The following is a 15067-nucleotide window of genomic DNA, read 5'->3' as shown; positions in this document are numbered from 1 at the left end:
TTGTGGTTTTGTTAAGTACTTGAAATGATATAAAAAATGAGGTAACGTTATGGTAAAAATATTTAAAAATTATAGGCTAAATATTTTTATATTAGCTATTTTTTTTCTCTCACAAACTATCAATGTTAATGCAAACTATTTACCCCACTCCTTACAGAAAGAGAATATTTCTGTTACTATGATTGAGCAACAAAGCAAAGCATTTAATATAGCTGATCTTTATGTATCAAAATTCATTTACGAAGAAAAAAATAAAGATCTTTCTGAAGGAAAAATTGAGAAAGTATTTTTTGAGCCTATTACACTAGGAGTTTTTACGACATTAGGGGCTTTAGGTTTTGGAATATTTACCGGAGTCGTGGCCGCCATACTTAGTGGAATAATTGGTATTTCTATAGGTAAAAGTCAAAGATAAAATTAAAATCATACAAATTGTATTTCTCCTATATCTAAATTAAAAACATTCTAATGACATCCCTTCTCCAATACGAGTAGGGATGCTTTTTATAGTTTACAATGAATGATTTTTCTTCAAATAGAAACATACTGCACACCGAAGATACATAATATTTTATAAGGATAATTCATTATATGATATATTAAATGAGTGTTCCAAATATCATAAGTCTCTCTCATTTCAAACTTATTTATACTGAATCAATCCTAGCCGTGATACATCACAAATAGGGATAGCGTGGAGGAATAAAAAGATACAAGAAAAGAATAAAAATGCCTCTTATAAATTCGTCTTCTTAAAAGTGCTGTAGCGATACGCACAGACTGAAAAATAGAATAACGTTGCCAACCTTCCCCTCCATAAGAATAAGAGTAAAGAAGGCGTTGCTCAATAACAGTCACGCAATGCCATTCATGGAGACCATCGCGAACTTGAGAACATTGAGAGATGTCTCTTAAAAACAAGCGCGCGCATATACAATACAAGAGTGTTTTGTTCTTTGTAAGAGGATACAAATCTCGAACAGCAAAAAAGAACGCAAAACAGAGACAAAAAATAGAGTAAATGAAAAACTTTCCCACAATTATACTATACCTTAATTCAAAAAATTCAGGCATATGAATAAAAGCGTAATATGAAATCAATAATGAATACCTAAAATAAATATCTCAACCATAAGAAGTTTTTTACTATTCAATGCGTCATATAAAAACGCTTAAAAGTATCAATGTCATTATTTTTTCATTATTTATAAACAGAATAAACAAACATTCATTCAACAGTTTTAATATTATTAAAAACGTGAAATATATCATTTTGTCATTTGACTAAAAAATAAGTGGAAGAAAAAATTTATGAAATATATGAGCACAAGAGGGCAAGCTCCTGTTTTAGGGTTTACTGAAACGATCATGACTGGACTGGCGAGTGATGGTGGACTTTATCTTCCAGAAAAGTTTCCTCAGTTATCATTCGACGCATTACGGGCACTGCGTGGTCAATCTTATACAACAATTGCTAAGACTATTCTTTGGCCTTTTGTTAATAACGAAATCGAATACAGTGCTTTTGAAAAGATAATTGCCGAGTCTTATGCCACCTTCCATCACCCAGCAACTTGCCCATTGCTGCAAACTGGTCCAGATGAATTTATTCTTGAACTTTTTCACGGTCCTACTTTAGCATTTAAAGATGTTGCTATGCAGTTTCTTGCTAGGCTAATGGATTACATTCTTACTAAAAAAGATAGACAGGCAACAATTGTTGCAGCCACATCAGGCGATACAGGAGGAGCTGCAATTCAAGCATTTGCAGGAAGAAAACACTCAGACGTTTTTATTTTATTCCCTAAAGGACGTGTATCACGCGTTCAGCAAAAGCAAATGACAACCAATCACAGTAAAAATGTTCATGCCATTGCAATTGACGGCAATTTTGATGATTGCCAAGCACTTGTCAAAGCAATGTTTAATGATCATAGTTTTCGTCAAAAAATAGCCCTTTCAGGAGTGAACTCCATAAACTGGGCACGGATTATGGCGCAAATTGTTTATTATTTTTCATCCGCTCTTTCTCTAGGTGCTCCTGATAGAGCTGTTTCATTTACTGTTCCTACTGGAAATTTTGGTGATATTTTTGCAGGTTATGTCGCTGCCCGTATGGGATTACCTATTGCGCAACTGGTCATTGCAACCAATGATAATGACATTCTCACACGCACATTAACCAGCAGCATTTATAAAACACAGCCTATTATCCACACAACATCACCTTCTATGGATATTCAAATTTCTTCTAATTTTGAACGTTTGCTATTTGAAAGCGGTGATCGTGATCCGATATGGATTCGTCGTGCAATGGAAAATTTGCAAAAATCAGGATATTTTAAACTTGATGAAAAACGACTCAAAAATATTCGTACCCTGTTTTCCGCTGGAAAAAGTAGCATGGCTGAAACAGAAGAAACAATGAACCGTGTTTATAAAGAAAGCGGCTATCTTAGTGATCCACATACAGCTGTTGCGCTTAAAGTTGCGCGTGAAAAAAAACAACCCCATATCCCAATGGTCGTTCTTGCTACCGCTCACCCTGCTAAATTTCCTGATGCCGTCAAAAGTGCCTGTGGACTGAGTGCTCCATGTCCACCTTGCCTTCATGATTTAATGGAACGTGACGAATGTATTATAGACCTTGCTAATGATGAAAAAATAGTCAAAGATTATATTTCATTAAAATCGCGTGCATCTTATTAAGTTTGGCTGCATTGATTCAAATAAAGACTATTCCAATGTCCCCACTATGAGGTATTTGGCTTATTTAATGGAGTTGGAAACACATGGGTGTAGATATCAGTCGCCTCAGTAATGGTTTGACTATTGCCACACACACAATGCAACAAATTGACAGTGTAGCACTTGGAATATGGGTTAAAGTGGGTTCACGGAATGAAACCTTCACACAACATGGTATTGCCCATCTTCTTGAGCATATGGCTTTTAAGGGAACGGAAAACCGTACAGCCTTTCAAATTGCGGCCGATATTGAGGATGTTGGTGGTGAAATTAATGCCACAACCAGTACAGAAACAACGGCTTATGTTGTGCGTGTCCTTAAAAAGGATGTTTCACTGGCTATTGATATTCTCGCTGATATTTTAATGCATTCAAAATTTGATGAAACTGAATTAGAACGAGAAAAACAAGTTATTCTTCAAGAAATTGGTGCCGCTCATGATGTTCCAGATGATATTATTTTTGATCACTTTACTGAAACAGCCTTTCGTCACCAACCACTTGGCCGCTCGATTTTAGGCACCCCCCAAACAATTCAATCTTTTACATCTGCCGATCTTCATGATTTTATGAATAAACAATACAGTGCAGACCGTATGATCATCGTTGCAGTAGGTGCTGTACAGCATGAAGACTTCTTAAAAGAGGTTGAAAGCCGTCTGAATACTTTTCGTCCGCATTCAACCGCCCCACTCACCAATCTCGCAAATTACGTCGGTGGCGATTTTCGTGAGTATCGTGATTTAATGGATACACAAGTTATTATAGGTTTTGAAGGACGCGCTTATCACGCACGTGACTTTTATGCGACCCAAATTCTTTCAATTATTCTTGGTGGAGGCATGTCATCACGCCTCTTCCAAGAAGTGAGAGAGAAACGTGGGTTATGCTATTCTATTTATGCTTTTCATTGGGGTTTTTCAGATATTGGGCTCTTTGGCATCCATGCTGCGACCGGACAAGAGGGGTTAAAAGAACTGCTTCCTATAACTCTTAACGAACTCTCTAAGGCAAGTAAAGATATTCACCCTAATGAACTTCAACGAGCACGAGCACAATATCGCGCTAACTTGATCATGTCGCAGGAAAATCCATCTAGTCAAGCGCATCTCATTGCTCGCCAAATACTTCTTTATGGTCGACAAATTCCCATATCCGAAACGATGAAACGTTTAGATCTTATTACACCTACAAGGTTAACTGATTTAGCACATAGGCTTTTTACCAACTCCACTCCAACCTTAACCGCTGTTGGTCCTATTGGATCCCTTATGAATTTTGATGACTTAACATCAGCTCTCTCCTATAAAATAAAGTAAGGAAAGACAAAGGACCCCTCCAGTTTTTTACACATATTAGAAATGTGAAAAACCCTTTCTAAAGCCAAAATATAATAACCAGTGCAGATTTTATGGTTAAATTTAATATAAAAGCTTTTCTTGTTAAATTAAGTTTTGGAAATATTGCTCAAAGAGGTATACAAAACTATCTAATCCTTACTTCATATGATAAAGAAGCTGACACAAAAAGGTGCATCTATGAAATCTAAAAACTCATGGTTTAATTTTTTCTCACCAAAACATAAAACTCTATCAACTTTATTAAGCTGTATTAAAGAAAAATAAGGATTGAGCTATTATTGCATAAAATCATAAAGTTTTTCAAAAGAAAATGGTGACCGTTTGTTATGGAGAATGAATGATAAAAGGTGGACGCTTTTTCTTAAAAATCTAAATTACAATAAAATATCTTAAAATACTGAGAGTGAGACATTGTGAAGAGTTTGCGTAAAATCATTGACATCATTTTCATTGCAATCATCAGTTCTTTTGTACATTTTACCTCAGCGCAAGCAATTGAACCTGTTAAAATTTCTTCACAAGATGTTGCTCTTGACCTTTCAAAAGCAATCGAAATTTATCATACCAACAGTCCTATTTTTCAAACAAGTACAGCACCAAGACCAGATGGAATTGTATGGCGCATTGAAGTCCAAGCAAAAAGTGAAAACTTTTCTGGAAATTGGGCTGTTTTTTCTCTTGCAAACCCAACCGATGAACAAATCGATCGTCTTATCGTCGCCCCTCATTATCGTATGTCTCGTTCAGGGTTTCTTTGGCCAGATCTTGGATCATCACGAATTCAATCCATAACCCCAAGTGAAGGCTTTTCTCTTGATCGTCAAGCCAGTACAAATTCTGATGTCTTTCGTATTACACTTAACCCCGGAGCTGTCATTACATTTGTTGCCGAACTTAACTCTGCAAATTTACCGCAAATCTATTTATGGCAACCTGAAGCCTATAAGGATGCCATTAACTCTTATACGCTTTATAATGGCATTCTTCTTGGTATATCAGGCCTTTTAGCACTCTTACTAACGGTTCTCTTTGTCGTTCGTGGAACAGGACTCTTTCCTGCAACAGCGGCTGTTGCTTGGGCAGTGCTTTTTTATATTGGTATCGATTTTAATTTTTTAAATAAATTCTTTGCAGTAACATTAACAACACAACCAATCTGGCGCGCTGCTACAGAAGTCGCACTTGCTGCCACATTTTTTATTTTTCTTTTTACTTATCTACGCCTTAATCGTTGGCACTATCACTTTAGTTTTGGTGCAATTCTATGGACAACTGCTCTTTGTGCTTTGGGTGCATTTGCTATTTACGACCCAACTATGGCAGCCGGTATCGCTCGTCTGTCATTTGCGCTCACGACGATTCTTGGTATCATTTTAATTAGCTATTTTGCAATACGAAACTATGACCGTGCCATTATGCTTATCCCAACATGGCTACTCATTAGCTTCTGGTGCTTGGGAGCGTATGCTTGCATAGCAGGATATCTCAACAATGATATTATCCAACCAGCATTAGCGGGAGGATTGGTTCTCATTGTCCTGCTTATCAGTTTTACTGTCATGCAACAAACTTTTTCCCACGACGCCTTTCATGAAGGAATATTCTCTGACCTTGAGCAACAAGTCCTTGCTGCCAAGGGAGCTGGAAATATTATCTGGGATTGGGATGTTGAACGTGATCGTATTGCTGTACACCCCAATATGACAAACCTTTTTGGCACTGAAACCCACAAACTTAATGGTCCTATGAAAAACTGGATTTCAATTTTGCATCACGATGACCGTGAACGTTTTCAAGCCATATTGGAGATCATTCTCAAAAATAAAAAAGGACGCATTGATCAAATTTTTCGACTATCTTGTGGTGGTGGCTATTATCATTGGTTTTCTCTTCGTGCACGCCCTGCTATGCAAAAAGATGGAAAAATCACACGTATTATTGGAACGATTGTCAATATTACAAATCATAAAAAATCTGAAGAACGCTTATTGCATGACGCAATTCACGATAGTTTGACGGGGCTCCCTAATCAGCAAATTTTCTTCGATAGACTTCAAAACTATACCTCTTTAGCCAAAGCGAATATTAAAATAAAACCAACCGTCTTTATGATTGATTTTGACAATTTTCGACAAATTAATCGCAAATTAGGTATAGCTGTTGGTGACACCGTACTCCTTATCATAGCGCGTCGTTTGAGCCGTCTTATTAGCTTTCAAGATACTTTATCACGCCTTGCTGCAGACCGTTTTGCAATTATTTTACTCAGTGAGACTGAACCGCAGAAGATTGCAGCCTTTGCCGATCATCTGCACAAAACAATATCAGCACCTATTTCACTAACAGAAAAAAAAATAACCCTCTCAACATCAATTGGACTGGTCACATGGAGTGAAACGAGATCAACCGCTAAGGATATTTTAAATGATAGTGAACTCGCAATGATCCATGCAAAACAAATGGGAGGCAATCACATTGAGCCTTTTCGTCCCAGTTTTCGCACTTCAGACATTGAACATAATACAATGGAAAAGGATGTCCATTATGCCATAAAACGTAATGAAATAAAAATCCTCTACCATCCTATCCTAAACCTATCAGATGGACATATTATTGGTTTTGAAACAATTGTAGAGTGGCACCATGCAAAATATGGAAATTTAAATGTCTCTGACTTTATTAAGATTGTAGAAAACGAACATATTGTTATGAACTTGGCACAATTTATTATCGAAAATGCCATTATTGATCTTACCAATATACAAGACAAATTTTCACAACAGTCTTTCTTTATTTCAATTAATTTACCCAGTACAGAAATGATTCATCCTCGCTTCATCAGCCAATTACGCTCTGCCCTGCTTCGTAATCCACTCAAAAAAGGAAGCTTGATGATAGAAATATCCGAGTTTGTTTTAAGGAAAAACCCCGAACAGTCAGCGCATTTTCTTGAACAAATTAAATCTCTTGGAATGAATCTTGCACTTGACAATTTTGGAACAGGTTATTCATCACTTACTTACCTTGTGCGTTATCCATTCGACATGGTGAAATTAGATCGTTCGCTTATCTCAATCGACTCTCTCAAGAAAAAACTCGTTCTCAAATCCATTATTAATATGGCAAAAGACCTTAATTTGCAAATTATTGCAGAAGGCGTTGAAAATGAAAAAGAGGCGATTTTTCTACGTAAAGAAGGCTGTAAATACGTTCAAAGCACACTTGTGACTAAACCAATTAGCATCAAAGAATTAATCCCTCTTGTTCAAAGTCATTTCCCTCATACGACAAAGCACAATGGATATAGTGTTTAAAATTGAAAATAGTGCGTTTTCTCTAGGCGTTTCCCATTTCAGAAGCGAGATAGACTGGGTTAATTCCCATACGAATCAAGCTTTCATCATATTTGCCACTTAAATTACTTTCAAAAATAACACTCGGTGATGCAGAACTAATGAGCCAACCATTTGTAGAAATTTCTTCTTCAAGCTGACCAGCTTTCCATCCAGCGTAACCTAATGCCACAAGCGCATGTTGTGGCCCCTTTTCAGAAATGATTGCTTTTAATATATCAATTGTTGCAGTAAAACAAATTTTATCTGCAATAGAGACGGTTTCTTCACAAACATAATCATCAGTATGCAGTACAAAACCACGTGAGGGATCAACAGGCCCACCATAACGTACTGGGAACTTTTTTACTGGTTCAGCAAGGCTTTTTTTTTGACCACTGTTTATAACACCAAGATGAAATAAAAGCTCTGGAAAATCAACATGATGCAATTTATTGAGAATAATGCCCATAGCACCGGAAGCAGAATGTGCACAAACATAAATAACAGAGCGAATAAAGCGTTTATCACTCATCCCTGGCATTGCTATAAGCAACTGTCCTCCCAAAAAGCCATTACATTGCTTCATCAATCTGTTATTCTCCAATAATTTACATGATAAATTTTACTTCATTTAGTACAATAGGAAAACAAAATTCCAATGCAAAAAAAACAAATATTTATAAATTTACATAATATCGCCATTTATGTTTATAAAAAACTTTTAGTTACTTTAAAATTAACATTCATAGTTTTAGAATTACTAAATATCCCCCTCAGAGCTCAAACAAAACAAAACGTACATCTTTTTGCAACCTCTTGGTATGAATCGGAGGGCGGACGTATCAGACTAGCTATTACCGAATCTTCTCTTTCTGGAACAAGGGACGGCATTATTGAAATTGTTATGAAACCAAGATGGAAAACCTACTGGCGTAACCCAGGGAGTTCAGGGATAGCACCATTTTTTAACTTCAACCAACAGGTTTCTTATGAAATCTTTTATCCCACACCACAACTTTATGAAACAGAAAATGATTGGTCATTAGGTTATAAAGATAAAGTTGTCTTGCCTTTTAGGCTTTCCAGTTCAGATAAGAATTTAAGTGGCACTTTTACTCTTGGACTATGTTATAAAATCTGCCTACCAATTGCTGTTCATTTTGATTTTTCTCCCCCCATTCAAAAAAATGAACATCTCCCTTTATCATTATTAACAACAGCCCACGAAACCTTACCGCGAACAACGCACCATGAATTTAAAATAAGTGCTAAAAAAGAGGAAAACACTCTCTTCATCACAGTCCCCAATCATCATAAAATCTCCCCTTCTTCTCTCTTCTTAGATGGCGGAGAAATGCAAATTGGACCGGCAAAAAAAGTAAATACGAATGAAGAGCATACACTTTTTAGTGCTCCACTCTATATCGTACCAGATGAAGAAAACTCTACAGTTTTTTATACAGTCTCTTTTAAAGATTACGCTTTAAGTGGAACATTTATACCTCTTTCTGATCCATTATCAAAAGAGACAAACTTATAAAAAGACTATTTTGACCAATATCCGTTTTCTCGATATTCAGCGATTGCTTTACGAGCAAGCGCGTCCGCACGCTCATTATCTGGATGGCCCGCATGCCCTTTGACCCAATGCCATCTAACAGTATGACGAGCACATGCCCCCTCAAGAGCTTTCCATAACTCTACGTTTTTTACAGGACTTTTTGATGCAGTACGCCAATTATTTTTCTTCCAACCTTCAAGCCATATAGAGATCCCATTGCGCACATAAATTGAGTCTGTATAAAGATCGACAAAACAGGATTTTTTGAGTGTCTTCAAAGCACAAATCGCTGCCATCAATTCCATCTGATTGTTGGTTGTGTGCACCTCTCCACCATAAATTTCACGTTCATGGCCATTCCAACGCAAAATTGCCCCCCATCCTCCAATTCCAGGATTCCCAGAGCAAGCTCCATCAGTGTAAATTTCGACGACTTTTTCTTTATTTAACATATAATTCAAAAACCTAGTTCACTTAAAGAACCTACGTTACTAAAAAAACCAAGCTTATACCAATATTCCCAAGGATCTTTCTTCGTAACAAAACTATCTGGTGGTGTATTAAACCAATCATAAAGACGTGTGAGTAAAAAACGCAAAGATGCACCACGTGCCAAAAGAATAATGGCATCCAACTCTAAAGAGAGTAATGGTCTTATTTTTTGATAATTTTCCAATAACCGATGCGCTTTTGAAACATTATAAGAATGATCCGTTTCAAAACACCAAGCATTTAAGCAAATTGCCAAATCGTAAGCCCAAAAATCATTACAAGCAAAATAGAAATCGATAATCCCAGAAAGACGATGATTTAAAAAAAACACATTATCGTTAAATAAATCAGCATGAATAATGCCTTTTGGTAAATTTGATGGCCAGTTTTCTTTTAAAAAAGCTAACTCACGATCAATTTTATACCCAAACTTTTCTAACAATGCATCTTCGCTCGTCTGGCAATGTTTCCATAATACTGCCCAATCCATAACAGAAAGAGTATTTTTACGGCTCAGCGCAAAATCTTGTCCTGCTAAATGTAATTGTGCTAAACTAGTACCAACTTCACCACAATGGCATACAGTAGACTGATGAACGGATATGCCTTCTAGAAAAGTAATGACCGCCGCAGGACGTTCTGCTAATTCACCAATCATTGTTCCATCATTTTGCGCAACTAGCTGAGGACAAGGAATCCCACTCTGTTTTAAATGCTGCATAAGGCTACAAAAAAAAGGCAAATCATCTTTTGAAATACGTTTTTCATAAAGCGTTAAAACAAACTTCCCTTCTGTCGTGTGTAGCATAAAATTAGAGTTTTCTATCCCCTCTGCGATACCTTGATAGGATAAAAGTGAACCTATCGAATAACGCGTTAAAAATACTCTCAAATCATTTGGATCAATATCTGTATAAACTGCCATTATTTTGCTTTCATGATAGGCATGTGCATATTTTGACTTTCACTTTTCAGCATTTGAGATTGACCATTAACAAAAGCTAGATCTTGAGGGGTTAAAATGACATCACGTAATTCACGGCTCACCAAAAATTTTTCCGTCTCTACTCCTGTTTCAGCCAATTCTATCCTAACATCGTAATACTTACGAAAAGCTAAAATGATTTCATCAATAATAATTTCAGGAGCAGAAGCCCCTGCTGAAAGACTGACAATGGAAAGAGCTCCTAAGCGTTCAAAATCAATTTCATCAGCACGTTGAACCAAAACAGCTCGCTGAGCACCAGACTTTTCAGCAACTTCGACCAAACGCCGTGAATTAGAAGAATTTGGCGCCCCAACAATCAAAAATAAATCACTCCCCAGTGCAGCCGCCTTAACAGCATCTTGTCTATTCGTAGTCGCATAACAAATTGACTCTGCAGCCGGTGCTTCTAGGGCTGGAAAACGCTCTTTCAAAACATCAAGAATTCCTGCTGTATCCTCAACAGAAAGTGTTGTTTGGGTCACAAATCCTAACTTATCGCGCTCATCTGGTTGATACTGTAAAGCATCTTCAATCGTTTCAATCAATGTTACAGCCCCCTTTTCAAGCTGTCCCATTGTTCCTATCACCTCAGGATGTCCAGAGTGACCAACCAGAATCACATGACGACCATGACGTTGATGTCGTATTGCTTGTTTATGAACCTTAGAAACCAACGGGCATGTCGCATCAAGATAGAATAAATTATAGCAACGCGCCTCTTCTGGTACAGATTTGGGGACACCATGGGCAGAAAATATCACAGGTTGGCCGCGGTGTTTTTCTGGAATTTCATCAAGCTCTTCAACAAAAATAGCACCGCGTTCCTTCAATCCTTCAACAACATAACGATTATGCACAATTTCATGACGCACATATACCGGAGCACCATATTTTTTTAAAGCGAGAAGAACAATTTGAATCGCACGATCAACCCCAGCACAAAATCCACGTGGACCGCAAAGACGCATTGTTAAAGGAGGAAGTACAGACATGAACCATCCTGAATATCTACAAATTTTGCTACGGTATTTCAGTAGGCTATCGTTATGCATTACACAAGCAATTTAAAGAGAAAAACCGGCAATACACCCTTTTCTATAAGAGTATAGCATATCACCTATTTTTATCACATTTTTTCAAGGGCAACTCTTTTAAATTGCCCCTTTTATTTTGCTATCTAAGAAAAGATAATAAACTATTGTATAAAGACTCAATTAAAAGAGCTCCAAAGAGAGCCGCTAAATAAAATAACGAAAAGAAAAATGTTTTTCTCGCCATTGAAATAGTTACATCATGTGTATGAGCTTTCCACAACCGATAAGAAAAATAAATGAAAATAATGCCAAGGATTGTGGAACAAATACCATAAAAAACACCTCCCAGACCAATGATACAAGGTCCCACTGCACATATTACCATAAGAACAGTATAAATGAAGATTTGTTTTTTTGCTGCCTTTTCACCCCGTACATTTGGCATCATAGGAACACTGGCAGCTTCATAATCAAGCGATGAAAATAAAGAGAGAGACCAAAAATGTGGTGGCGTCCACATAAAAATAATTAAAAATAATAAAAAGCTCTCAACACTCACTGTCCCCGTTGCTGCAGCCCATCCAATCATGGGGGGGAAAGCTCCAGATGCACCACCAATAACAATATTTTGTGGGGTTATACGCTTTAGCCAAATTGTATAAATAACAACATAAAAAAAGATTGTAAAAGCAAGAAAAAATGCTGAAAACCAATTAATAAAAACCCCCATAACGAGCACAGAAAATACTGAAAGAATCATACCAAAAACAAAAGCCCTCTTCGCACTAATCTTACCAGTAGGAATAGGACGATTTTTGGTACGCTCCATCACTGCATCAATATCAGCGTCATACCACATATTAAGTGCTCCAGCAGCACCACCGCCTATAGCAATACATAAAATGGCTAAAAAACCATAAAATGGATTCATATGAACTGGTGCCAAAACCAACCCAACCAGAGCCGTAAATACAACGAGTGACATAACCCGTGGCTTTAATAACGTGATATAATCACCAATACTAGATTTTGGTGGAAATGATTTACTACTTGCAGCTGAAAATTCTTCCGAAACAGACATTCCACTCAAAGACCCTTTCTATTTCCATCATCCTCAAAAACACGACCAAACATAGCGAAACCACTAACGACGACCATAATACTTTTGAGAACATATAGGATACCTCCCCTTATATATGTCTCCTAATAAAGAGGAAAATATTCGCAATAAAAATATATTTTTCAACACACATTATTTCTGATACGAAAAATCTATCACAAAAGCGTATGATACCAGATATTATAAAGCAATGCTAAAGATATTGTCGTCCATTTCTTTTATTTGTGCATATAGATTAATATGTTTGGGTTGATAATGGTTTTGTGTTACATTCCTAGTTTAATTATTTACTCTCAATATAGAGCTATGCTTCGTTATGTGATGCTGATGTCGTTAGGGTTTCCTGTGATACTTGATAAATTTCTTAAAAAAACTTTTTTTATGAGTGCTATTATTTACATACTCTATAATGTGTCTGCTCATCACGCATTTGCACAGAAATCTGATACGCAAAATGTTCCTGTACCACAAACCTATGGTGCGTGGACAAAAGTCTGCTCTCTGCCACTCGGTACACCTAACATGCAATGCGAAATTGTACAAAGTGTACACACACAAAATCGCCATGACATTACCCTACGTGTTACATTTTATAAGCTGCCTAAAAATCAAGGTGCTTTGATGCGCGTCTTTGTTCCAATCCGTGTTGAGTTGCGCCCTGGTGTTGGTCTTAAAGTTGATGATAAAAATATAGGAAGAGTAGAATATCGCCGTTGTCTTGGTGATAATTGTATTGCTGAAGCTGTTCTTAAAGAAGACATATTACAGCTTTTTTTAAAAGGTAAAATGGCAACCTATTTTATTTTTACAACTCCCGAGCAAGCCATTGGAGGACCCATTGATCTCCAAGGTTTTAGTGATGCCTATACATCTCTACCAACATAATAAAATCAAGGCCCATTTAAGTGACCAAGGTTTTATAGATTATTTCACAGCCTCTTAAGACAACCCCCATAGAAATCTTCAAAGCGTTCATAAGAACATAAAAATAGGATAACCAATATGAAATCGCTCATTGACCATTTTGATATTGCTTCATCTAAAGTGCAATCACTTGTACAGAACACGCTTCATCATGCTGATGATGGTGAACTTTACCTAGAGTACACCGAAAATGAAACCCTTTTATTTGATAATGGACAGCTTAAAAATGGCTCATTTCATCAAGATATGGGGTTTGGTTTGCGCGTTGTTGCTGGAGAAGCAACAGGCTATGCGCATTCTAGTGAATTATCCGCTGCTGCACTTAAACGTGCCAGTGAAGCGACAAAAGCCGTTACTTATAACAATCATGCGGGGCCTTATAGCGTTGCACCTCAAAAAACAAACAAAAAACTTTATCAACCACATAACCCCCTTGATACACCATCATTTGAAGAAAAAAGTGCACTGCTGCAAAAAATTGATACCTATTTACGAGCAAAAAATAATAAATTGCATCAAGTAACTATTTCTCTTTCCGGTTCCCTACAGCATATAGAAATTTTACGCGCAGATGAGAATCTGGTTCGTGATATTCGTCCCCTTGTTCGACTTTCTATCTCTGTGGTTGCCGCTGAAGGAAATCGACGTGAGAGTGGTTTCTATGGATGTGGTGGACGGCAAACATTTAATCAATTCATTCGTGAAGAAAATTGGAAAAAAGCTGCTGATGAAGCTTTGCGCATGGCTCTCATAAACTTAGAGGCAGAAACAGCACCAGCTGGAACATTTGATGTAGTTTTAGCCAATGGATGGCCCGGTGTCATGCTTCATGAAGCCGTAGGACATGGTTTAGAAGGTGACTTTAACCGCAAAAAAATGTCTGCTTTTGCCGGACTTTTAGGCCAACAAATCGCGGCAAAAGGTGTAACTGTCGTTGACGATGGTACAATTCCTCAGTGCCGTGGCTCACTCACCATTGATGATGAAGGAACACCTTCAGGATATAACGTTCTTATTGAAGATGGAAAACTCGTTGGTTTTATGCAAGATAGACTAAATGCCCGACTGATGCGGGTTAAGCCAACAGGAAACGGACGACGTGAATCCTATGCATATGCCCCAATTCCACGAATGACCAATACGATGATGCTGGGAGGAGATAAAACACCGGAGGAAATTATCTCATCCTTAAAAAATGGTATCTATGCCGTCTCATTTGGTGGAGGACAAGTTGATATCACTTCTGGAAAATTTGTCTTTGAATGTACTGAAGCTTACAAAGTAGAAAATGGCAAAATTATAGCACCTATTAAAGGTGCTACCCTTATCGGAAATGGACCAGATGCCATGAAACGTATTACAATGATTGGGAATGATAGCAAACTTGATAATGGCATCGGTATGTGCGGAAAAGCAGGACAAAATGTTCCTGTTGGCGTTGGACAACCTCATCTGCGAATCAATAATATGACAATTGGTGGGACGGCGCTGACGATGTCATAAA

The 15067-nt window shown here is 37.2% G+C and carries 12 protein-coding genes; 7 read left to right on the top strand and 5 right to left on the bottom strand.

Annotation, left to right across the window (positions count from 1 at the left end):
* Window positions 1–49: 49 nt before the first annotated feature.
* From ABID23_RS02130 to ABID23_RS02115, 4 genes are all read left to right on the top strand, one after another.
* Window positions 50–415: a hypothetical protein gene (locus tag ABID23_RS02130; RefSeq protein ID WP_354188859.1), complete on the top strand. Its 366-nt coding sequence runs from the start codon at window positions 50–52 to the stop codon at window positions 413–415.
* Window positions 416–1311: 896 nt separating this feature from the next.
* Window positions 1312–2709 (top strand): threonine synthase, encoded by a 1398-nt coding sequence (gene thrC / locus ABID23_RS02125; protein WP_354188857.1) that lies wholly within the window; start codon window positions 1312–1314, stop codon window positions 2707–2709.
* A gap of 83 nt (window positions 2710–2792) precedes the next feature.
* Entirely contained in the window at window positions 2793–4067 is a 1275-nt protein-coding gene (locus tag ABID23_RS02120) for a M16 family metallopeptidase (protein ID WP_354188855.1), read from the top strand.
* Window positions 4068–4522: 455 nt separating this feature from the next.
* Entirely contained in the window at window positions 4523–7423 is a 2901-nt protein-coding gene (locus tag ABID23_RS02115; RefSeq protein ID WP_354188853.1) for an EAL domain-containing protein, read from the top strand.
* Window positions 7424–7445: 22 nt separating this feature from the next.
* Here ABID23_RS02115 and ABID23_RS02110 read toward each other — a convergent pair whose 3' ends face one another.
* A complete protein-coding gene (locus tag ABID23_RS02110) occupies window positions 7446–8030 on the bottom strand; it encodes a YqgE/AlgH family protein (RefSeq protein ID WP_354188852.1) in 585 nt (194 codons plus the stop codon).
* Between the two features lie 72 nt (window positions 8031–8102).
* On the opposite strand from ABID23_RS02110, the gene ABID23_RS02105 reads away from it, so the two are divergent.
* Window positions 8103–8984: a protein-disulfide reductase DsbD domain-containing protein gene (locus ABID23_RS02105; protein WP_354188851.1), complete on the top strand. Its 882-nt coding sequence runs from the start codon at window positions 8103–8105 to the stop codon at window positions 8982–8984.
* A 5-nt stretch (window positions 8985–8989) separates the two neighbouring features.
* Here ABID23_RS02105 and rnhA read toward each other — a convergent pair whose 3' ends face one another.
* From rnhA to cyoE, 4 genes are all read right to left on the bottom strand, one after another.
* On the bottom strand, window positions 8990–9457 hold the full coding sequence (gene rnhA / locus ABID23_RS02100) for a ribonuclease HI (RefSeq protein ID WP_354188849.1): 468 nt from the start codon (window positions 9455–9457) through the stop codon (window positions 8990–8992).
* 5 nt (window positions 9458–9462) lie between these two features.
* Window positions 9463–10422: a homoserine kinase gene (locus ABID23_RS02095; RefSeq protein WP_354188847.1), complete on the bottom strand. Its 960-nt coding sequence runs from the start codon at window positions 10420–10422 to the stop codon at window positions 9463–9465.
* Window positions 10422–11477: a 4-hydroxy-3-methylbut-2-enyl diphosphate reductase gene (ispH, locus tag ABID23_RS02090; protein WP_354188845.1), complete on the bottom strand. Its 1056-nt coding sequence runs from the start codon at window positions 11475–11477 to the stop codon at window positions 10422–10424. The genes ABID23_RS02095 and ispH overlap by 1 nt, the downstream gene beginning before the upstream one ends.
* 181 nt (window positions 11478–11658) lie before the next feature.
* Window positions 11659–12600: a heme o synthase gene (cyoE, locus tag ABID23_RS02085; RefSeq protein ID WP_354188843.1), complete on the bottom strand. Its 942-nt coding sequence runs from the start codon at window positions 12598–12600 to the stop codon at window positions 11659–11661.
* A gap of 366 nt (window positions 12601–12966) precedes the next feature.
* Between cyoE and ABID23_RS02080 the strand changes: the two genes are divergently transcribed.
* Window positions 12967–13524, top strand: coding sequence for an invasion associated locus B family protein (locus ABID23_RS02080; protein WP_354188841.1), 558 nt, complete (start codon window positions 12967–12969; stop codon window positions 13522–13524).
* A 117-nt stretch (window positions 13525–13641) separates the two neighbouring features.
* On the top strand, window positions 13642–15066 hold the full coding sequence (tldD, locus tag ABID23_RS02075) for a metalloprotease TldD (protein ID WP_354188839.1): 1425 nt from the start codon (window positions 13642–13644) through the stop codon (window positions 15064–15066).
* Window position 15067: the final 1 nt, after the last annotated feature.

Source organism: Bartonella silvatica (assembly GCF_040545155.1).
In the GTDB taxonomy this organism is placed as follows: domain Bacteria; phylum Pseudomonadota; class Alphaproteobacteria; order Rhizobiales; family Rhizobiaceae; genus Bartonella; species Bartonella silvatica.
This window is presented reverse-complemented; position numbering and strand designations above follow the sequence as displayed.